Source organism: Rhodospirillaceae bacterium (assembly GCA_018662005.1).
In the GTDB taxonomy this organism is placed as follows: domain Bacteria; phylum Pseudomonadota; class Alphaproteobacteria; order Rhodospirillales; family JABHCV01; genus JACNJU01.
Genome location: JABJHA010000004.1, coordinates 291702 through 311945, shown reverse-complemented (window position 1 = coordinate 311945; position 20244 = coordinate 291702). Strand labels below are relative to the sequence as shown.

General features: G+C 54.2%; 19 protein-coding genes. 6 read left to right on the top strand and 13 right to left on the bottom strand.

Annotated elements, in window-relative coordinates; translation table 11 throughout:
- Nucleotides 1-49 precede the first annotated feature (49 nt).
- The 11 genes from HOL66_02770 to HOL66_02720 all read right to left on the bottom strand — a co-directional run bounded on the left by HOL66_02770 (nt 50) and on the right by HOL66_02720 (nt 12932).
- The gene (locus tag HOL66_02770; GenBank protein ID MBT5243153.1) at nt 50-637 is read right to left on the bottom strand and encodes a hypothetical protein; all 588 of its coding nucleotides are present in this window, start codon (nt 635-637) and stop codon (nt 50-52) included.
- 66 nt (nt 638-703) lie between these two features.
- On the bottom strand, nt 704-1021 hold the full coding sequence (locus HOL66_02765; GenBank protein MBT5243152.1) for a HigA family addiction module antidote protein: 318 nt from the start codon (nt 1019-1021) through the stop codon (nt 704-706).
- Nucleotides 1022-1366: 345 nt separating this feature from the next.
- Nucleotides 1367-2488 (bottom strand): NADH:flavin oxidoreductase/NADH oxidase, encoded by a 1122-nt coding sequence (locus HOL66_02760; protein MBT5243151.1) that lies wholly within the window; start codon nt 2486-2488, stop codon nt 1367-1369.
- A gap of 39 nt (nt 2489-2527) precedes the next feature.
- A complete protein-coding gene (locus HOL66_02755) occupies nt 2528-3583 on the bottom strand; it encodes a 5-methyltetrahydropteroyltriglutamate--homocysteine methyltransferase (protein MBT5243150.1) in 1056 nt (351 codons plus the stop codon).
- 9 nt (nt 3584-3592) lie between these two features.
- On the bottom strand, nt 3593-4858 hold the full coding sequence (locus tag HOL66_02750; protein MBT5243149.1) for an ABC transporter permease: 1266 nt from the start codon (nt 4856-4858) through the stop codon (nt 3593-3595).
- Nucleotides 4859-4875: 17 nt separating this feature from the next.
- Nucleotides 4876-5787: an ABC transporter permease gene (locus tag HOL66_02745; GenBank protein MBT5243148.1), complete on the bottom strand. Its 912-nt coding sequence runs from the start codon at nt 5785-5787 to the stop codon at nt 4876-4878.
- Between the two features lie 27 nt (nt 5788-5814).
- Nucleotides 5815-6927, bottom strand: a complete 1113-nt coding sequence (locus tag HOL66_02740; protein ID MBT5243147.1) for an ABC transporter ATP-binding protein — start codon at nt 6925-6927, stop codon at nt 5815-5817.
- A gap of 76 nt (nt 6928-7003) precedes the next feature.
- Nucleotides 7004-8134 (bottom strand): extracellular solute-binding protein, encoded by a 1131-nt coding sequence (locus HOL66_02735; GenBank protein MBT5243146.1) that lies wholly within the window; start codon nt 8132-8134, stop codon nt 7004-7006.
- Between the two features lie 268 nt (nt 8135-8402).
- On the bottom strand, nt 8403-9584 hold the full coding sequence (locus HOL66_02730; protein ID MBT5243145.1) for an acetate/propionate family kinase: 1182 nt from the start codon (nt 9582-9584) through the stop codon (nt 8403-8405).
- Between the two features lie 72 nt (nt 9585-9656).
- Nucleotides 9657-11432: a sulfoacetaldehyde acetyltransferase gene (xsc, locus tag HOL66_02725; protein MBT5243144.1), complete on the bottom strand. Its 1776-nt coding sequence runs from the start codon at nt 11430-11432 to the stop codon at nt 9657-9659.
- Nucleotides 11433-11516: 84 nt separating this feature from the next.
- On the bottom strand, nt 11517-12932 hold the full coding sequence (locus HOL66_02720) for a PLP-dependent aminotransferase family protein (GenBank protein ID MBT5243143.1): 1416 nt from the start codon (nt 12930-12932) through the stop codon (nt 11517-11519).
- Nucleotides 12933-13143: 211 nt separating this feature from the next.
- On the opposite strand from HOL66_02720, the gene HOL66_02715 reads away from it, so the two are divergent.
- The 5 genes from HOL66_02715 (at nt 13144) to HOL66_02695 (ending at nt 18580) form a co-directional block, all read left to right on the top strand.
- On the top strand, nt 13144-14388 hold the full coding sequence (locus HOL66_02715; GenBank protein MBT5243142.1) for a hypothetical protein: 1245 nt from the start codon (nt 13144-13146) through the stop codon (nt 14386-14388).
- 89 nt (nt 14389-14477) lie between these two features.
- A complete protein-coding gene (locus HOL66_02710; protein MBT5243141.1) occupies nt 14478-15350 on the top strand; it encodes a DMT family transporter in 873 nt (290 codons plus the stop codon).
- An 88-nt stretch (nt 15351-15438) separates the two neighbouring features.
- A complete protein-coding gene (locus HOL66_02705) occupies nt 15439-16971 on the top strand; it encodes an AMP-binding protein (GenBank protein MBT5243140.1) in 1533 nt (510 codons plus the stop codon).
- Complete coding sequence (locus tag HOL66_02700; protein ID MBT5243139.1) at nt 16968-17798, top strand: SDR family oxidoreductase; 831 nt, start codon at nt 16968-16970, stop codon at nt 17796-17798. Before HOL66_02705 ends, HOL66_02700 begins: the two co-directional genes overlap by 4 nt.
- An 11-nt stretch (nt 17799-17809) precedes the next feature.
- Complete coding sequence (locus HOL66_02695; protein ID MBT5243138.1) at nt 17810-18580, top strand: SDR family oxidoreductase; 771 nt, start codon at nt 17810-17812, stop codon at nt 18578-18580.
- A gap of 118 nt (nt 18581-18698) precedes the next feature.
- On the opposite strand, the gene HOL66_02690 is transcribed toward HOL66_02695, so the two are convergent.
- Complete coding sequence (locus HOL66_02690; GenBank protein MBT5243137.1) at nt 18699-18887, bottom strand: cytochrome oxidase subunit III; 189 nt, start codon at nt 18885-18887, stop codon at nt 18699-18701.
- A gap of 126 nt (nt 18888-19013) precedes the next feature.
- On the opposite strand from HOL66_02690, the gene serB reads away from it, so the two are divergent.
- The gene (serB, locus tag HOL66_02685; GenBank protein ID MBT5243136.1) at nt 19014-19910 is read left to right on the top strand and encodes a phosphoserine phosphatase SerB; all 897 of its coding nucleotides are present in this window, start codon (nt 19014-19016) and stop codon (nt 19908-19910) included.
- On the opposite strand, the gene HOL66_02680 is transcribed toward serB, so the two are convergent.
- Nucleotides 19907-20206 carry a hypothetical protein gene (locus HOL66_02680; GenBank protein ID MBT5243135.1) on the bottom strand — a complete coding sequence of 100 codons (300 nt, stop codon included), beginning with the start codon at nt 20204-20206 and terminating at the stop codon, nt 19907-19909. The genes serB and HOL66_02680 overlap by 4 nt on opposite strands.
- Between the last annotated feature and the right edge of the window lie 38 nt (nt 20207-20244).

Genomic DNA, 20244 nt, shown 5'->3' with positions numbered 1-20244 from the left:
TACGAGAAAAAATCAAGAATTGATGTTTTCCCGTTCTGGCTCTTGCCTGTTACTCCGTTAATGATTTCCCTGGGGATTTCGAGCCGGGGAACTGATACCCCATTTGCGTTACCGTATTCATTACGTCGCAGGCAAGCTCTCCGACATGCTGGCGAGTTTGTTTCAAAAACGAGATGTCAACGGGCGTATCAAACACTTCCTTACGCCGATTGACAAAACGAGGAACCGATTTTCCCGCTTCATTCGGTGCTTTCCAGGAACCATGGCACAACACGTTTCTGATGTCGTTCGCCTTTTTAAGCCTATCAAGCAATTCTTCCAGACCTTCAGTCGAGGTGCTTTGATGATCGCGAACAGCTTTCTCGTACGACGAAATTAATTTCGAAAGCACATCAGTTAAGGCCGCTTCAAGAACCGGTTGCCAGTTTTCAAATGCTGCCTCAGCCGCTGCTTCATCCTCAAACTCTTTGGTTCCCGTGAGTATGAAAATAGCCTTACCCAACATTTCCTCAAGAAAGCCAAATGTGGCTATTGTTCGACCAAGGTGCTCCCAAAATTCGGAGTCATGGCGATGTGTGGGAAAATTTTCTGGCAATTCGTCCACGATTATTTGGTAACCCTGAGCTTGCTTGCTCATACTAAAATTCCTTTATGTTTCCTCCATCCAACTCAAGCATGGGAAGGATGCTTTCATGAAACTGCATCAAGCCAGGGCGGCGGATTTTGTTTCGGTGTATATTTTTGCAGGAGTCCAATCTTTTAATTCCTGGAGAGCTTCCCACTGGTCATAGACGGCTTGGCCCTTGATAAGTGGCTCGGGGCTAATGTCGAGAACCCGAGCCAGCTTACAGGCGGTTTTTGCGGTCATGCGTCCGTGGCCGTTCAAAATACGCGACAGGTTGGTTCGGGTCATGTTGATGTCTTGCGCTAATTCATTTATCTCAACGGCGCGGGCGTCAATCACCCCGCTTTTAACCAAAATTCCGGGATGGGTGGGTTTGCGATTATGTGTCATGGCCATTAGTGATAATCCTCAAATTGATTGACGGCGAACTCCTGAGTTTCGATGTCAAAGGTAGAGACGTCAATGGCCGCGTTAAATAAAATATTACGCTACCGATGTGGCGCAAGTAATTTAGAATGACTCAAAATCTTGGGACAAATTTGGGACACTCAGGTTGAATTTTGCTGCATTGTCCCAAATTATGCTGCACTGCACTGCATAATGATATCAATTGGTTAGTGGCAAATTTGATGCCCTGCAAGAGGCTTTTTAAGCCCTCCGAAGGCAGAGGTCACAGGTTCGAATTCTGTCGGGTGCGCCAATTTTTTCACTATTTAACAGCCGCCTTGAACCGGGGTGCAATCACTTTTTAGGCGGCGGTGGGTTGCCGGGAACCGGCTCTCCTTGAAGCGTTGGATGGGCGCGCATGTACTGGGGTGGAAAGGCTGTATCAGCACCCAACACCTCGGCAGCATGCCAAGGCCAGCGCGGGTCGTAGAGCATACCCCTTGCAAGGGCTACGATATCAGCCTGTCCCGATGCGACGATGGTTTCTGCCTGACGCGGGTCGGTAATCTGGCCAACGGCAATGGTTGTCATTTTGGCAGCCTGACGGATAGCCGAAGCAAAACCGGTCTGATATCCGGGGCCGGCAATAATCTTTTGAGCCGGAGAGTTACCGCCGCTGGAAACGTCAATGAAGTCACATCCAAGATCGCAAAGTACCTGCGCAAAAGTTATCGTACTTTCCAGATCCCAGCCGCCCTCTACCCAATCCGTAGCAGAAACCCTGATGCCAACCGGGTAATCTTCAGGGCATACAGACCGAACCGCCGCGAAGACCTCAAGCGGGAAGCGCATGCGATTGTCGAGACTGCCGCCATAAGCGTCATCTCGCTGATTGCTGAGGGGCGACAAAAACTGATGCATCAGGTAGCCATGAGCAGCGTGCAGTTCAATCAGGTCAAAACCAACACGTACCGCCCTTTTTGCGGCATCAACGAATGCATGTTTAATGCGCTCAAGGCCTTCGCCGTCCAGTGCCGTTGGCGTTGGCCAGCCGTCGTTATAGGGAATGGCCGAAGGAGCGAAAGTTTCCCATCCTTGCGGCGTATCTTTGGCGAGCGGCGCCCCGCCACGCCATGGCATGTCTGTCGATGCCTTTCGACCCGCATGGGCAAGCTGGATGCCGATACGGGCGTTGTCGTAATCACGATAGAAATCGACAACGCGCTTCATGGCGGCTTCGTTGTCGTCAGAGCACAGACTGGGGCAACCCGGTGATATCCTGCCCGCTGCCTCAACCCCGGTTGCTTCGACGATGACCAGGGCGGAGCCGGAAACCGCAAATTGTCCCAGATGCATAAGATGCCAGTCAGTCAGGCTCCCCCCGTTAGCACTGTACTGACACATGGGGGAGACGATGATGCGATTTGCGAGCGTCAGGGCACGCAGCTTAATAGGCGTGAAAAGTTGGCTTGGCATAAATAATCCTGTCGGGAGACGTTTTTTTAGGTTTTCTGCTTAACCCAAACCGTGGGCGGCTTCGCTAAGATTGCTGAGTTTAGCCATCACCATGTCGCGTGACAACATGCCCAGGCCGCAATCCGGTGCCGCGATCAACCGGTGAGCGTCAATATGCCCAAGCGCCGCTTCCAGACGCTGGCGGATTTCTTCCACTGTTTCGATGCGGCTCGAGGCAATGGCGACGACACCGAAGATGACCGTGGTCCTCTCGAACATTTCGAGCAATGAAAGATCGTTATGGCGATGGGCATCTTCCAGCGACACCGCGGCGATGGAAGAGGCATCAATGGCCTTGGCCAGCGAAAGATATGATTCCTTGGGGGCCTTGGGGTAGTCCGTATCATCCAGACAATCGGGATAGCCGCAACACATGTGCATGGTACGGGTGACGCTTTCGGGGCAGCCATGGAAAACCCGCTCAAGGTTATCAATACCAAAATCGAGCGCCGCTTCGGCCTTGCGGGCGAACAGCGGTTCGTCCACCTGAATATGCTGACAACCGGCTTCGGCCAGAGCCAGAACTTCCGCATTAAGTGCTGTCGCAAGCTCCTGGCCACGCTTTTTCTCATCACCGTAATAACTGTCTGCGACCGTATCGCCAATCGTCATCGGGCCCGGGATGGTCACCTTCAGCGGCTTGTCCGTTGTCGCCTGGGCGACCCGGTAATCATGGGGCAGAAAATGATCCATTGCCGAAACAGGACCGGTAATGGTTGGCAGCCGCGCTTTATAGGCGCCCTCGCGCAGCACTGTATCGGTCAAGGTGGTAAAATCAATACCGTTGAGATGCCGGCAATGATAGTGAATATAATTTTCACGCCGGACCTCGCCATCGGTCGGGATATCGATCCCGCAGCTGACCTGATCGTTAATCACATCACGGGCGGCGCGGGTGAAGATACCCTCGGCCTCCTCCCCCATCCGCGCCAGTTCGTCCTCGTAGCGGCTTGTCGGGTCTTCGTCGACTGTGCTGTCCTCTGCCTTGAACCAGTCAACAACGGGCACGTAGTCGGGTTTTGGGAAGGCGCCGATTGTCGTCGTCAGTAAAGCCATTGAGCGCCTCTAATTTCCGGACTCGGATTGTTTTTTCAGGTTCTGGGTGTCGAAGACACTACCAAAAGCACCAGCACCGGGATTTGTTGCTGCCGGTGCCTCGCTGCCCTCAGGACCGGTCTTGTCGAGATTCTGCGGATCAAAGACGCTGCCAAAGGCACCCTTGCCCGGGCTCTGCGGTGCATCCCCAGGACGGCTTCCGGTGCCAAAGATATCCGGTCCCTGCAGGAGTTTTTGCTGCTCACGCTCAATTTTCTGACGCCGGATTTCATCAATGCGTTGCTGTTGAAGGGTGCGTTTTATTTCGCGCACTTCGGTTTTGCAGGATTGGGGGTTGTAGACATTGGCGAACCAGATGGTCGAAAAGCCACCCAGGGCCACCAACAGCAAGACAATAGATGCCGGATTGCCGCGCAAGAATTTCGGCAACTGGAAGCCGCCCGTGACAGCCCCGACCGGGGCCCCGTTAGCCAGCGCCAATTGCTTGCGCCGCTGATATATTTCATGACTGAGCGCACCAACGATGGTCAACACGACAATCAGGAATGCCAGCACCGAAATCGACGGGTTGATACCGTAACGCACTTTCTGGGCAAGTTCGATGGTCAGGGTTGGGTACTTGCCAAAGGTGAAAGTGGTTGTGTTGTAGTTTTCAAACGAGGCCAGGAACGCCAGAACGGCCGAAGAGGCGATGGCCGGTTTCAGGAAAGGCAGAAGAATTTTGCGAAACGCCTGAACGTTGGTGGCGCCCAGGTCAAGCGCCGCTTCGGTCAGGCCGACATCGAAGCGCTGCAGGCGGGCGACGAACACCAACATGCAGTAGGAAGCGATGAAGGTCGACTGCCCAAGGATCGTCAGAAGAATACCGTTATGCAGGAAACTTTCGCTACTAAAGCCCAACATGACGTTGATCCGGTCCCAAAAGACCAGCGTCGAAATACCCAGCACCACGCCGGGGATCAGGATCGGCGCGATAACGATGGTGTAATAGGTAGCCCTAAGCTTCGGCCAGACCTGGGTCAAAACCAGCGATCCGGCCATCCCCAAAACCACGGACAGGAAGACAGTACCGGCCCCGACCATAAAACTGTTCTGAATACCGTTGATAATGCGCTTGTCGTTTGCCAGCACATCGAACCATTCAAAAGTCAGGCACTCCCAAGGTGCTGCCCGTGGAAAGCCCGGCGAATTGAAACCGGTAATGCTCATGATAACCAGCGGCCCCAAAAGGTAGCCGAAGAAGACCACCAGGTATAACCCTAAGAATACTTTCATCAGGACATTTTCGGATTTCACTTGCCGATGTCCCCCATTTTAACCTTGAACAGCCGCATCATCGACAGAACGATAAAGATACAGACGCTGAGCAGAACAATGGCGTAGGCCGCCCCGCGGGGCCAGTTGCCGCCCTGGTTGAACCACTGATAAATAATTTGCGTAAACCACAAACTGGAAGGCCCACCGAGAATTTGCGGCGCCGCAAGCGCCCCGGCCGTCAACATAAAGACCATTGTGCAGCCCGAGGAAATGCCCGGCTTGGCATACGGAATAACAACCCGCCAGTGAATGCGCCACCACGGAGCGCCCATATCGCGGGCGGCTTCAATCTGATTTCGGTCAAGGCTTTCAATGACGTTGTAGATGGGGAAGATCATCAGCAAAATGTAGGCGTAACCCAGCCCCGAATAGAGCGCCACGTTCTCGCGAATAAAATCAATGGGGCTGCCGATCATACCCATAGAAATCAACAGCTCGTTTATAACCCCGCTGTCGCCAAAAATAATCCGGAAGGCGAAAGCCCGCAGGATTTCATTGACCCAGTAGGGGATAATCAACAGCAGCACCAACACCCGGATAAAGCCGCCGCCGTTTGACTGGCCCAGGTAGTAGGCCAGCGGATAACAAAGCGCCAGGTCAAGCAAGGTTACAAACAACGCCGCCAGCAGGGTACGCACAAAAACGCCCAGATCAACGGCGTTGTACGATGAATCCGCGCCCTGGGCGCCAAGTACCAGGAACTTGTAATGTTCAAGCGTGTAGACATCTTTCGGCCCACCCATTTCCGGCGGCGGAAGGTGATGGCGGAACGAAAAATCGAGCATTGAGAGTTGTGGCAGCAAAATCAGGATGAACACCCAAAAGCCAACCGCCAGCAATAGATAGAGGCCGAGCGCAAGACCGTTGCGTTCAAAAAATTCTGACATGAAGCCTGATTTTTTCATGAGGCCGGCCTATTCGTTCGCCAGTTCGCCGTCGGGCAGGACGATCGACTGTTCGGGGTCGTATTCCATAAACATGTCCTTGCCCATGGATGACTGGCGGACCTTGCCCTGATTGACCAGCGACATCTTGATTTCCTTGCCCTCACCGCCTTCAAGGAAAACGTTATAGGCCTGGCCTTCAAATTCTTCATTGGTGACCAGGGCCTTGATCCGATGATCTGAAGCTTCGCTGTTTTCGGCAATGCTCAGGGCCTCTGGCCTGATAAAGATCATCGCCTCGTCGCCCACTTTCATGGTCGCCTTGACCGATGTGCCGACACGCGAGCGCAGGTCACCGGTTCGATTGGTGGTGATCACCGCCATGCCGTTATCGATGGATTTGATTTTGCCTCTGAAGACATTGTTCTCGCCAACAAACGAGGCGACAAACGGGGTTGCCGGGTCGTCATAAATGGATTGTCCGTCGGCGATTTGATCAATGATGCCATGACGCATGACGGCAACGCTATCTGACATGGTCAGGGCTTCGCCCTGATCGTGGGTGATGTAAATAAAGGTAATGCCGACGCGCTGCTGGATTTGCCTGAGCTCGGTGCGCATGTGCTGGCGCAACTTCAAATCAAGGGCCGAAAGCGGCTCATCAAGCAAAAGAACATCTGGCGAAGCGCACAAGGCGCGGGCAATGGCAACGCGCTGTTTCTGGCCACCGGATAATTCTGAAGGAAGTTTGTCACCCTGACCGGTCAGCGCAATCATCTCGAGCAACTCGTCAGCGCGTTTACGCCGGTCAGCGGCGCCAACGCCTTGAACTTCAAGTGAAAAGGTAATGTTTTCCCAGACTTTCATCAGCGGGAAAAGTGCCAGGTTTTGGAAAATAAGTGCCGTCGGTCTTTTATTGGGGCCGATCCCGGCCATGTCCTTTCCACCGATCAGAACCTTGCCATCGCTGGGTTCAAGAAAGCCGGAAACAGCCCGCAGGATCGTCGTTTTCCCGCAACCCGAAGGGCCAAGGAACGAGAAGAAACTGCCGCCTTCAATATCAACGTTGGCTTCACGAACGGCGACAAAGTCCCCGAAACGGATCCACACGTCCTGCAGATTGACGCCTACGCCTTCACTCATTTGATACTCCCCCGACCGAAACGTGTCCCCGGACGCTTGAGAGCGCCCGGGGGGTAATTTTCAACAGGTTCGACGCTTAAGCGCTCTTGAACTTGTTTACATACTCGGTACGAATTTCAGCATACCAAGGGGCCTGTGGCGGCCACGGGTTGAGGTTGGCCAGAGAATCGCCGGGATAAGCATCCGAAAAATTCTTCTTGTAGGCCGCGCCAGCAAACTTGTCAGCGCCCAGAACCGGGGAATTGTAACCATGTGAATCGATGGCCACACCAGCATCCTTGGCGTTGTAGGAGAACTTGATGAATTCATAGATTTCATCGGTGTTCTTCGCACCAATAGGCATTGCCATGCCGTCAACCCAGGCCATAGAGCCTTCTTTAGGAGCCTGATACATAACCGGCTCACCAGCACTTTTCAGCGCCAAAGGCGGGCCATCCCATGTTTGACCAACGATAACACCTTCATTGAGCAGGCCGTTTTTCTGGGTGTCAGCATCGTTCCACAGAAGTTTCAGGTTCTTCTTGCGGGCGATGACCCACGAGGTGACCTTGTCCCAGATCGGGCGCATGTTGGTTTCAGACTGATACGCCTTCCACATGTCGCCATGGGAAAGCTCGCCGATGGTTTCCATGTAAAGTCCGGCGCCCAGCATCATTGAGTGCGGACGACCCATGGTCTTGCCGGCATTTTCATCGGCCCAGACGTCGCCGTAGCTGGGTGCGCCGCCTGATGGTGTCCACTTATCGGTACGCCAGGCAATGCCTTCGGTGCCCCAAATGTGCGGCAACCAGTGAGAGCCTTTGCCATTGAAGCTCCAGTCAACATCACCGATTTTCGACATAGCCGGGTTGACCTTGTCGAGCGGAACCTTACCCATATCAAACGGCTGCAACAGTTCCAGCGGACCCCATTCCAGGCCCTGGTTATTGGTCGGGGAAACGATGTCGAAGCCCTGGCCTTTATTGGCCTTCATCTTGTTGATGATTTCTTCGTTCGAGCCGATGCCGGTGTAATTGATTTTAATGCCGGTGGCTGACGTAAAATCGCCCATGAATTTTTCGGGCAGATAGTCGGACCACATTAGGATATTGATTTCCTTGGCGGCCAGCGCGTCCTTGATAAACATCGGCGCGGCGACCGCACCGGCGCCAACCACGGCAACGCCCTTGACCACCGAACGGCGAGTCACTTTGCTGGCAGCCAGCAAAGTCGCCTCGGTCGACAATTGGGATTTCGTCTTCTTACTCATTCTGTTAACTCCCTGTTGTGTTTGTTATTGATTTGTCTATTTCGACTTATGATTCTTTTCTTACTTAAGTTTAGTCTGTGCCAATGGATTTCATTCGTCAACCACTCAAGAATGCTGAGCTCTACTCCAGGCACAGAGACGGTCCCGTACAGCACCCTCGATGACAAGGGCCAATTATCCGCAAGCATGTGGGACAGTTAGAGAAAAATCCTTTAAATTTAAGACTTTACAGTTCCAATACCACCTTCGTGTGGTTGGCGATTGTCAACTCCTCCTGTGTCGCAATGACCCATGCCTGAGCCGTGCTACCGCCTGTAGATATGCATGGTCCCGCGTTGTTATTGGCTTCTTCATCAATGGCGAGGCCCAACCAGGCCGCTTGCCTGAGCACCCGGGCGCGCACAGGGGCCGCGTTCTCACCAATGCCGCCCGTAAACACCAGCGCGTCCAAACCGCCAAGGGCTGCTGCCAGTGAACCCAACTCACGGGAAATCCGGTAACAGAAAAATGCAACCGCTGCTTCAGCGCGGGGGTCGTCACTTTCGAGTAATGTCCGCATATCCTGACTGGTCCCTGAAATCCCCAACAGGCCGCTGCGGTTATAGAGCAGGTCTTCAAGTTCGGTTAAGGACGCCCCGTCTTCGCGCATTAAATGCAACAGCACACCGGGATCAACAGAACCGCTGCGGGTTCCCATGGGAATGCCATCGAGTGTCGAAAAGCCCATCGTCGTAGCGACGCACTCGCCGTCTTTGAGGGCGCACATACTGGCGCCGTTGCCCAAATGGGCGATAACCAGCCGCGACGGCAATGCCGCGCCGGTAATGGCAGGAAACGCTGCGGCCACAGATTGGTAGGACAGGCCGTGAAAGCCGTAGCGCCTGACCCCTCTTTCGGCGTACACAGCGGGCAAGCCAAGCTCGCGCGCCTCGGCGGGCTGGCTGGCATGGAATGCTGTATCGAAGCAGGCTGCCTGTGGCACGTCAGGAAGCCGCGCCGCAAGCGCCCTGATCGCCGCAAGATTAAATGGTTGGTGATGAGGGGCAAGCGGTATCAGGGTTTCAAGGGCGACAAGAGTTTTCTCATCAATCCGAACCGGGGAGGTAAAATCAACGCCCCCGTGGACGACTCTGTGACCGGCGCCAGCCACCGATTCACCACGCGCCTCAAGCCAGTCAATCAGGGCTTCAAACGCATCCTCATGGGTGTTGATGCCGCCCGATGGACGGGCAAAGGAAATGATGTTCCCTTGCCCGTCCCGGGCATCAATAACAGGAGTGGCGCCAATTCCCGAGACCTGGCCCTTCAAGATGGCCGAGGGCTGGTCTGAAGCCAGTGAAAAAAGCGCAAATTTGACGCTCGAAGAACCGGCGTTAACGACAAGAATGTTGTTACTTGTTGTTTTCATAAGTCAGAGACTACCCGCATCAAGCCGATACCCGAAAGCACCATCTACAAAACAAGCATCTCCACCGGCTTTTTAAGTCTTTTGCGGTCTCATATCACTGGCGTCAATACCAGCAACTTCAACCGGTGCCGTCATCGCGTCCCTGCGGAACGGCTCACCCAGTTCCTGATTGAGGACGATTTCGACAAACGTCGTCACCCCGTCGTCCTGCGCCTTGCAGGCAACTTTCAGGGCTTCGGTCAGAGCTTCCGGCGTTTTGACCGAAACCCCTTTCAGGCCACAGCCTTCGGCGACTTTGGCAAAGCTCAGGTCGGGGTTCAGTTCGGTGCCGACGAAGTTGTTGTCGTACCACAGGATCGAGTTCCGCTTTTCCGCACCCCACTGATAGTTACGGAAAATCACCATGGTGATGGCGGGCCATTCTTCGCGGCCGCAAGAAATCATTTCATTCATGGAGATCCCAAAAGCGCCGTCACCGGCAAAACCGACAACCGGGGTATCGGGATTGCCGATCTTGGCCCCAAGTATCGACGGGAAGCCATATCCGCACGGGCCGAACAGGCCGGGGGCGAGATACTTACGGCCTTCCTCGAAAGTCGGGTAGGCATTGCCGATGGCACAGTTGTTGCCAATGTCACTTGATATGATTGCGTCCTCTGGAAGTCCAGCTTGGATAGCGCGCCATGCCTGACGCGGTGACATCAGGTCGGCGTCGCGCTTGCGGGACTCTGCATTCCAGTCGGTGCCCGGATCATCGTCTTCATGATCCATACTGGAAAGCGCCTGCAGCCACGATGACTTGGCCTGATGGATTGTCGCTTTACGCTCTTCGCGCCCTGCGTCACCGGCGTTCGCCGAAAGCTGATCAAGAATTTGCCTGGCAACCAGTTTGGCGTCGCCGCAAATACCGACCGAGACCTTCTTGGCCAGACCAATACGGTCGGAATTGATATCGACCTGAATGATACTGGCGTTCGTGGGCCAGTAATCAATGCCATAACCGGGCAAGGTTGAAAACGGATTGAGCCGGGTTCCCAAAGCCAGCACCACGTCGGCCTGGGCGATAAGTTCCATGGCTGCCTTCGAGCCGTTGTAGCCGAGCGGCCCTGCGGCCAGCGGGTGACTGCCGGGGAAACTGTCGTTGTGCTGATAACCACTGGCAACCGGCGCATCAAGACGTTCAGCCAAAGCCTGACATTCGGGAATGGCCCCGCCAATAACAACACCGGCACCTGAAAGGATCACCGGGAACTTGGCTTCCGATAAAAGTTTTGCCGCATCGGCTATGGCCACAGCACCACCGGCAGGGCGTTCCAGCCTGACGATCTGCGGCAGCTCAATATCGATCACCTGGGTCCAGAAATCCCGCGGAACATTGATCTGGGCCGGGGCCGAACCACGGATCGCTTTTTCAATAACACGGTTGAGAACTTCACCGACCCGGGTCGCATGGCGAACTTCTTCCTGATAGCAGACCATGTCCTTGAACAGGGCCATTTGTTCGACTTCCTGAAAGCCGCCCTGACCAATGGTCTTGTTGGCCGCTTGCGGGGTGACCAGCAACATCGGGGTGTGGTTCCAGTATGCCGTTTTGACCGCCGTCACAAAGCCGGTGATGCCCGGTCCGTTCTGGGCTATCGCCATCGCCATCTTGCCGGTTGTGCGCGTATAGCCGTCACAAATCAGGCCGCCGTTGGTTTCATGGGCGACATCCCAAAAATGAATGCCGGCTTTCGGGAACAGATCTGAAATCGGCATGAAGGCCGAACCAATGATCCCGAACGCATGTTCGATGCCATGCATCTGCAAGACTTTTACGAAGGCTTCTTCCGTGGTCATTTTTGTCATGATCAATATTCCTTATCCAAACTGAATTCTAAATGATTGATAGACAGCCTGTGCCCGGCAGCATAGGGCCAGATGCTGGCGATCTTATACGTCAGATGAAGAAGTGGTAAATTCCTTGATTAGGCTGGTAAGAATAGCAATGCCCGGCTCGATCCGCTCTATGGGAATGGCTGAAAATCCCAGGCGGAAGTAATTCGCCGGTGCGCTACGCGATGAAAAGAACACCCGACCGGGCTGAATGATCAGGCCCTTTTGCAAGGCTTCCTTTGCCAAGGCGTCGGCGTCAAGACCTTCGGGACCCCTGATCCAGAAACTGCTGCCGCCGAAAGTCGGCACTCGAAACGAGTCAGGTAAGTGCTTTGCGAGCGCCTCGCCCATACACTGCCAGCGGGCCCGGTAAGATCGGTGGAGCCGATGCACCAGCGTGTCGTAATGACCCAGTGACAAAAACAGCGATACGGTCCGCTGGTTATTGTTGGGGGGATGCCTGAACATCAACCGTCGCAGGGCGCGTGCTTCTGCTATCAATCTGGGATGGCCGACCAGATAGCCGATACGCAATCCGGGAAAGACGGTTTTTGACAAACTGCCGACATAGATAACCCGGTCGTCGACATCCAGGGACTTGATCGCCGGTGTCGGTTCGTTGACATAATTGGCTTCGGGTTCGTAATCATCCTCGATAATCAGAAAGCGTTTTTCACGAGCCTTCTTAAGCAGCGCCTCGCGCCGGGCAAGCGGCATGGTCACGGTGGTTGGCGACTGGTGGCTGGGGGTGACAAAAACATAATCGCAATCATCAAGTCGCTGATCGACGGGCAAGCCCTCGTCGTCAACGGGAATGGGAACCAGATTAGGCGTCCTAAGAGAAAAAATATTGCGGACATCGGGATATCCCGGTTCTTCAAATGCGACCGTCGTTTTCTCTGTCATCAGTAAATTAGCGAGCAGGTAAATGGCATTCTGGCCACCCAGGGTGACCAGTATCTGATCCGCATTAACGCGGATGCCGCGGCGCGGCAGCAGACGCAAACAGATCTGCTCCACCAGCAAGGCGTCGTCATCACAGAAGATGTCGCAGGAATCCTCCTCCATGGCTGACTTGCTGAGCGCCTGACGCGAACACTCCCGCCATTCGGTCAAGGGGAACAGGTCCTGATCAACCTGCCCGTAAGTGAAAGGATAGGGATATGAGCGCCAGTCACGCGGCAGGTCGATATTTCGCTGGCTTGAAGGTTCAACCCCGAAACGTCCTTCCCAGTCCGGCGTGTCTTTATGACGGGGGGCCTGCTCAGGGGCTTTGCTTCTGCCAGTTAGGTTTTCACCGCTGATATAATAACCACTGCGTTCGCGTGATAAAAGATAGCCGTCATCAACAAGGCTTTGATAAGCCAGGGCGACGGTGTTACGCGATACACCAAGGGTCGTTGACATCTTGCGGCACGAAGGCAGCGCCATGCCGGGGGCCAGATGACCATCAAGTATGGCCGAAACCAGCATCGTGCGGATTTGGGAATGGATACTAAGAGAATCATTCCTGCGGATATGGAACAGTGAATCTCTCACGAAACGATCCTTAAAACAGGCCCCAGTTTGATGTGGCCGCCGTCGATTTTCAGCCACCGCCTGATAATGTCAGTTTTACCGTACACCCGCAAATATGTTTCCCCTTGCGTGACAAATCATGGCGGTCGTGCCTTAAATATGATCCATGAACGACCAAAAAAACTTGCAAGGCCGGGCTCGCGTGTATCGTCAATTAAGATGCAGTTCGGACCATATTCGAGACCGCCTGATCCCGTCAGCTTTGTCAAACGCAACACCGGCTGGTCAGGTTTTCTTTGACATGACCGCCGCCTATTTCGAGGCAAATGTCAGTGTCGGCCAACGACTCAGTGTCCATGATTTAAACGAAGAGGTCGAACATCATCATCCGACCATGGACGATTTGGCCAAACCCCGAAAACGCCGCTGTATGATCTCAGGGTTTGAAACCCTTCATCCCAGATATCTTCAGGGGATAAGCGACGCCTTGTTTTCTGCAATTGATGATGGCCGGGCGCGACGGTTGCGTGATGACATTGATCTTGATTTTTTGGTGATCGTTAATTTCCTTTTGCAACTGATGCATATCGCCGAAGACGGCACCGGTCGTACGGGCGAAGACATGCTGGTGTTACTGGCTGCCGAGGCCGGGCAAACACTGAACATTTCCCAGTGCGGATATCGTGGGGCACTGGAAGGGGCAGGGTATCCGATTTATTACAAGGCGGCTGCCCAAAGGATTTTGTTTTTTGAGGTTATCGGAAATTTTTACAAATCTTTAGGGTTAACAGCGCCTGAACCGGTTTCCTATGATCTCGTCAAAATCCTGACTGAACTCAACCGTGTCGGTTCGGCCCGCAACAACGATGCTCAAGGGTGGCCAGATGGTTTGGGCCCGACAATCGCTGACACCCTCAAGGAAATGACCGCTGGCCCCGGATCCGACAGTGAGCTTTTTCAAGCCACCAGCGCTTACCGGTTTTATGCCGAATTCCTGGCCGGTGAATTGATCTATTTCACCCTGTGCCTGCAAGACCCTGGCAGATACATGCCAGCCCTTTGGTCCCGCTATCCGGCCAGTGTTAGTTGTTGTACCCATAGCCTGAAAGACAGTCTTGACCGAACCTATCATCCAGTTACCGGTGATATAGGCGCGCCTTGTGATAAAGCCGTGGCGTTGATCGAAGCAGTAAAACTTGGCTGGGTGACCCGCGATCAATCCATATTGGAAAAGGCGGTGAACAATATTGAAGCCAAAGACGCCGCTATCGCTGGGCTGTTTCGACAGGAGCTCTCTGTATTCCTGACCGAATCTGAAAAGACCGCCATCGCGTTTGGCAATCCCCTGACCATGACAGGCGCTGACTTGCAAAAACAAATACAGGCCGGTGTCATGAAAATCCGCGGCTGAACGGCACCAAGAACCAGTTGACCGGTGCCTTCTTTTGATGTCGAGTGATGGCGTGTGTGTTTATTACTTATTTTAAGGTGACAGCACCCATGTCCACTCAGTCCACCCACAGCACGTCGCGCACGGTGTTGTTGACGGCCGTTGCCATGCTGGCCTTTGCCGCCAACTCATTGCTGTGCAGACAGGCATTGGGGCAGGGACTGATTGACGCTGCTTCCTTTGCATCGCTCAGGGTGATCGCCGGTGCGGCGACCTTGATCCTGATTGTCGTGGTCAGGCGAAAACCGCGCCAGCCCAGCACCGCCAACTGGCGATCGGCGGCGATGTTGTTTACCTACATGGTGTTTTTTTCATTCGCCTATCTTTCCCTTGGCGCCGGCACGGGCGCTCTTATTTTATTTGGCGCTGTTCAATTGACCATGTTTGTCGTCGCCCTGCGCGGCGGTGAGCATTTTGCGAAACTGTCATGGGGCGGTCTTGCCCTGGCGGTTTTCGGGCTGGTCTATCTGGTTTCCCCGGGAGTCACAGCGCCCGACCCGTTAGGTGCGGTGCTAATGACCATCGCCGGTGTCGCATGGGGCGTTTATTCATTGTTGGGCAGGGGGGCGACCGATCCGCTGGAAGCAACGGCTAGAAACTTCACCTACTGTGTTCCCCTGGTGCTGGTCGTCAGTCTGGTGTTTTGGCAGGATTTCAGCAGCACTTCTGCAGGGTTGGTTTTGGCAGTCGCCTCCGGGGCGCTGGCGTCGGGCTGCGGATATGTTATCTGGTACGCGGTGCTGCCCGCTTTAAGCGCCACCCGTGCCGCCACTGTGCAGCTTTCGGTTCCCGCCATCGCCTCCTTTGGCGGGGTTGCCCTGTTGTCGGAAGATTTGACGTTGCGTCTGGTTCTGGCTTCCGCCGCGACTCTGGGTGGCGTCGCCATCGTGCTGGCACAGCGGGCGACCCGGACGGCAAAATGAACCCGGCTTCACAGGCATCAGAGTCTCTTGCCTGACTTTGTTAAATTCCATAACCTCATTTACACACACATGAAAAGTTTTTGAGCTTATGAATATTGGCACGCTGCTGCCCCGCCACGCCAGATACCGGCCCGATCATTTAGGCTTTGTCATCGATGACCAGCGCCTGAGTTTTCGCGACTTCAACAAACACGTTAATTGCCTGAGCAATGCCCTGCTGACGCATGGTCTCAAAAAGGGCGACCATGTGTTTGCCGTACTCTCCAACAGCTTCGAGTTGATGACGCTTTACTGGATGGCCGCCAAAACCGGTATCGTCATTGTCCCTGCCAGCACATTGCTGCAAGCGGCTGGCCTGCAATCCCTGATCGCCAATTCAGACGCCGCCATGGTTTTCGCCGATGCCCGTTTCGCAGAGACTTTAAATGACATTCGCGGCAACCTGGGTAACGTGCGCGACGATGGATACATCCTGGTCGGCGGCGACGCGTCGGCCCCTGACGGTTTTTGCACCTACGGCGAATTGATCGCAGGCGCAGCAGATAACGAGCCCCCGGAGGCGGGCCTGTGCGACGACGATACCTACAACATCATGTACACCAGCGGCACCACCGGCGATCCCAAGGGGATCATCCATACTCACTATGTGCGTGGCCACTATTGCACGACATTCGCCTCAAGTTTCCGAATGCACCCCGAAAGCACTGTCCTACATGCCGGTTCCATCGCCTTTAACGGTGCCATGCTCGACCTGATGCCGTGGATGTACGTGGGCTGCACCTACATTTTACACCGCGCCTTCGATGCAAAAGCGGTTTTGGACGGCATTGAGGCGGAGAAAGTCACCCATATTGTCCTGGTGCCCGCGCAAATTATCGAGATCGTCAATCACCCTGCATTTGATCCGGCCCGGCTGTCTTCCCTTGAGATGATCCTGTCTGTCGGCGCACCCCTGCCCCTGACCTATAAAGAAGTCTTGAACAAAGCATTGCCGGGGTGTTTTTACGAACTGTACGGCCTGACCGAAGGCATGTGCACCGTACTGGATTGCAAGGATTCCATGACCAAGACCGGCTCCGTCGGGGTGCCACCGCCACTGTTTGAAGTCAAAATTATCGACCCCCAGGGTATTGAATTGCCAGCCGGCGAAATCGGCGAGATTTGTGGCCGCTCACCAATGATGATGCCCGGCTATTACAAACGTCCGGCCTTGACCGAAAGCGCCATTGTTGATGGCTGGTTGCTGACCGGGGACGTCGGTTATGTCGACGATGATGGTTTTCTTTTTCTTGTCGACCGCATCAAGGATATGATTATTTCAGGCGGCGTGAACGTCTATCCAAAGGATATCGAAGAAGTCCTGGGCGGCCATGATGACATCATCGAAGCCGCCGTCTTCGGCGTCCCGGATGAAAAATGGGGAGAGAAACCGGTCGCCGCCGTACGTCTGAAAGAAGGCAGCTCCGGGGATGCACAGGCAATAATCAAATGGACCAACGATCGCGTTGGGGCAAAGTTCCAGCGTCTGGCTGATCTTCTGATACTTGATGAGTTTCCAAGGAATATGGCCGGTAAAACCCTGAAACGAGAAATACGCAAGTGTTATGTGGAGGCACTGTGAGCAAACTTAAAGGAAAGTCGGCGCTGGTCACAGGGTCAGGACGTGGCATCGGCCGCGCCATCGCCCTTAAACTGGCATCCGAAGGCGCAAGCGTGGTCATCAATGACCTTGAAGACGAGGCCGCCGCTGAAACCGCAGAGGCGGTGCGGGCACTGGGGGCCAAGGCCGCCATCTGCACAGGCGATGTCACCGCTGATGATTTCGCCGAACGCTTTATCAACACCGCCATCGACAGCTTTGGTGGTATCGACATCATCGTCAACAATGCCGGTTATACCTGGGACAATGTGGTCCAGAAAATGTCTGACGAGCAATGGGACGCGATGATGGATGTCCACACCAAAGCGCCTTTCAGGATCATTCGCGCGGCTGCTGATTTCATTCGCGAGGCCGCCAAACGTGAGGCAGAAGATGGTCAGGCCCAGTGTCGAAAAGTCGTCAATATCTCGTCCATTTCAGGTCTTTTTGGCAATGCCGGTCAGCTCAATTACGCCGCCGCAAAATCCGCCCTGGTCGGCATGACCAAATCATTGGGCAAGGAATGGGGACGCTATAACGTGACCGTTAATTGTGTCGCCTTCGGTCTTATTGAAACCCGCATGACGAAGGCTTTAAGCGACGGCGTGGATGATCTGGTCGACGTCGGTGGGCGTGAGATTAAGGCTGGCATACAGCCTGAAATGATCGACACCATCAAAAGCCTGACACCGCTTGGGCGGGCCGGAACGACAGAAGATGCCGCTAACGCCGTTTATCTGTTGTGTATTCCTGAATCAGATTTTATTACCGGTCAGGTTCTTATCGCCAGTGGCGGACTGGCTCTGTAGGAAACATCCCCATGACACAGAAAATTATCGTCACCGCCGGTGCTTCCGGCATCGGCGCCGGCATTGTTGAGAAGTTCTTGTCCGAAGGGGCGCTCGTCCACATAGCCGATGTCGACAAAAGCGCATTGGAGACCCTTGCCCAACGTCCCGGCCTGACATCCAGCCTTTGCGATGTTTCAAATGAGCAAAACGTCATCGACCTGTTTGATGCCGCCGTCGATGGCATGGGCGGCTTGACGGGACTGGTCAATTGCGCCGGTATCGCCGGGCCAACAGCGGCGGTGGAACACATTGAGCTTGCAGCGTGGCAGGCCTGTCTTGGTGTCAATCTGGATGGCGCTTTTTTGTGCTGCAAACAGGCGGTGCCTCATTTGAAAAAGGCAGGAGCCGGTTCGGTCATCAATATTTCATCGACGGCGGGGATGATGGGTTATCCATTGCGCGCGCCTTACGCATCTTCAAAGTGGGCGCTGATCGGTTTCACAAAAACACTGGCCATGGAGCTTGGCCCATACGGCATTCGCGTCAACGCCATTTGCCCGGGCAGTGTCGATGGTCCCCGTATGGACGCGGTGATTGCTGCGGAGTCCGAACAAAAGGGTATTGATGCCCAGATCATCCGCGACCGCTATACGGCGGACTCGTCCCTCAGGACGTTCATATCCATTGAGGACATCGCCAACATGGCATTTTTCCTGGCCTCGCCGGAGGGCGCCCGGGTGTCAGGACAGGCCATTCCCGTCGATGGCCACATCGTCAATGCCGGTTCCCTGGAAAGTTAAATTTGAAGTCCCCGCACCACGATTACACGAAATTACAGTTATCTTCGGCTCCCCAAATGGACCCGGACTGGCTCGACAATATGCTGAAAAGCAGGGTCGATAGCTTTGATCTTATTCGCTAATCCCGCGGTGGCCGCAGCCGCCAGACAGGCACCAGAAACACCAGACAGGCAATTAAAAAAAACAAACTGGCGATGATGTAAACCCGGTCACCCGCCTCGAGTGCAGACCAGATAAAAAACAACGCCGACACGGTAAACAGAAGCCAGCCTGTAAAATTATATCGCCATTCATTGCGTGGAGTCATTCCCGCCCCTGTTCATCTTGATTTTTCGATCCGTAATACCAGCCAATCTACTGCAATCACGGCCACAGGAATACGAAATACCACCCTTGTATTTTAAGTGGATGTGATATAATCCGAACCATTCTGATGACTTCCCACGCCCTCACCCTGATCGGCAATGCCGAAACCAATCCGCTTAAGACCGCGCATATCGAGCGTGTTTGCCAGCGTCTGGAAATCCCTGTCGATCCCCATTGGCTGGCCGAGGACGAGGCTTGTGATCTTTTCATGGATTCCCCCCTGACCTCGCTTGAGGTTACCCAACAGGTTCGTGAGTCTTTGTCAGGAACAGCCATTGATGCTGCCTGTACCGCCACTCGGGGCCGTCGAAAAAAACTTCTTATTTCCGACATGGACTCAACGGTCATAGATCAGGAATGTATTGACGAACTGGGCGACGCATTCGGTGTCGGCCCACAAATCAGGGAAATCACCACCGCCGTGATCAAAGGCGAGATCAATTTTTCAGAAGCCCTGCGCAAACGAATGTTGCTGATGAAGGGAATGGATCAGCATCTGCTTGAAAGCGTCTACCGGGATCGTCTTACCATTAAGGCAGGGGCGCGCACACTGGTTCAAACCATGTCCCATCACGGGGCATACTGCATTCTGGTGTCAGGGGGGTTCAGTTTCTTCACCAGCCGTATTTCGGAACGGCTCGGCTTTGATGATGACAAGGGAAACGAATTGATCTTTGAAGATGGCATATTAACCGGCGCCGTTGAAGAACCGGTGCTGGGCCGAATCGCAAAGCTGACGATCCTAAACGAATTATGTGATCAAAAGGGCCTGCAACTGGCCGAGGTGCTGGCCGTTGGTGACGGGGCCAACGACATCATGATGATACAGGCGGCAGGTCTTGGCGTCGCCATTCACGCCTCGGAGAGCCTAAAAGAAGTCGCCGATGCCTTCATCGATCACGGCGACTTGAGCGCGCTTTTATATATTCAGGGGTTTCACAAGTCGCAATTTGTCACGAGCTAAATACACGACATTTGCAGCGCCTTGCACTCCTTGTGACAAGCGCTCGGCTGGCCGATTTTTTCCTTGCCGCATTTAGACCGACAGGCTTTTACCTCGCCCTTGCAATCACGCATTCCGGCGGGCTTTTGTTTGATCATCGCAGAACCGCAGCGGGTTTTACAGGTCGCCTTGTTGGTGTCGGAATTGCCGCCTTCGTAACTAATACATTTTTCCATGCACTGCAGTAGCGTCTCGGAGCGGGCGTCTTCAAACGACATCAGCGACAAAAGCAAACCGACAATGATAAAAAAGCGCATTGAATTCTCCTTTAATGGGCAAGGGAGACTGTAACAGT

Excerpts from the sequence above, each read along its gene's own strand:
- HOL66_02770 (MBT5243153.1), bottom strand. The coding sequence starts at position 637 with ATGAGCAAGCAAGCTCAGGGTTACCAAATAATCGTGGACGAATTGCCA.
- HOL66_02765 (MBT5243152.1), bottom strand. The coding sequence starts at position 1,021 with ATGGCCATGACACATAATCGCAAACCCACCCATCCCGGAATTTTGGTT.
- HOL66_02760 (MBT5243151.1), bottom strand. The coding sequence starts at position 2,488 with ATGCCAAGCCAACTTTTCACGCCTATTAAGCTGCGTGCCCTGACGCTC.
- HOL66_02755 (MBT5243150.1), bottom strand. The coding sequence starts at position 3,583 with ATGGCTTTACTGACGACGACAATCGGCGCCTTCCCAAAACCCGACTAC.
- HOL66_02750 (MBT5243149.1), bottom strand. The coding sequence starts at position 4,858 with ATGAAAGTATTCTTAGGGTTATACCTGGTGGTCTTCTTCGGCTACCTT.
- HOL66_02745 (MBT5243148.1), bottom strand. The coding sequence starts at position 5,787 with ATGTCAGAATTTTTTGAACGCAACGGTCTTGCGCTCGGCCTCTATCTA.
- HOL66_02740 (MBT5243147.1), bottom strand. The coding sequence starts at position 6,927 with ATGAGTGAAGGCGTAGGCGTCAATCTGCAGGACGTGTGGATCCGTTTC.
- HOL66_02730 (MBT5243145.1), bottom strand. The coding sequence starts at position 9,584 with ATGAAAACAACAAGTAACAACATTCTTGTCGTTAACGCCGGTTCTTCG.
- xsc (MBT5243144.1), bottom strand. The coding sequence starts at position 11,432 with ATGACAAAAATGACCACGGAAGAAGCCTTCGTAAAAGTCTTGCAGATG.
- HOL66_02720 (MBT5243143.1), bottom strand. The coding sequence starts at position 12,932 with ATGCTGGTTTCGGCCATACTTGATGGTCATCTGGCCCCCGGCATGGCG.
- HOL66_02715 (MBT5243142.1), top strand. The coding sequence starts at position 13,144 with ATGAACGACCAAAAAAACTTGCAAGGCCGGGCTCGCGTGTATCGTCAA.
- HOL66_02710 (MBT5243141.1), top strand. The coding sequence starts at position 14,478 with ATGTCCACTCAGTCCACCCACAGCACGTCGCGCACGGTGTTGTTGACG.
- HOL66_02705 (MBT5243140.1), top strand. The coding sequence starts at position 15,439 with ATGAATATTGGCACGCTGCTGCCCCGCCACGCCAGATACCGGCCCGAT.
- HOL66_02695 (MBT5243138.1), top strand. The coding sequence starts at position 17,810 with ATGACACAGAAAATTATCGTCACCGCCGGTGCTTCCGGCATCGGCGCC.
- HOL66_02690 (MBT5243137.1), bottom strand. The coding sequence starts at position 18,887 with ATGACTCCACGCAATGAATGGCGATATAATTTTACAGGCTGGCTTCTG.
- serB (MBT5243136.1), top strand. The coding sequence starts at position 19,014 with ATGACTTCCCACGCCCTCACCCTGATCGGCAATGCCGAAACCAATCCG.
- HOL66_02680 (MBT5243135.1), bottom strand. The coding sequence starts at position 20,206 with ATGCGCTTTTTTATCATTGTCGGTTTGCTTTTGTCGCTGATGTCGTTT.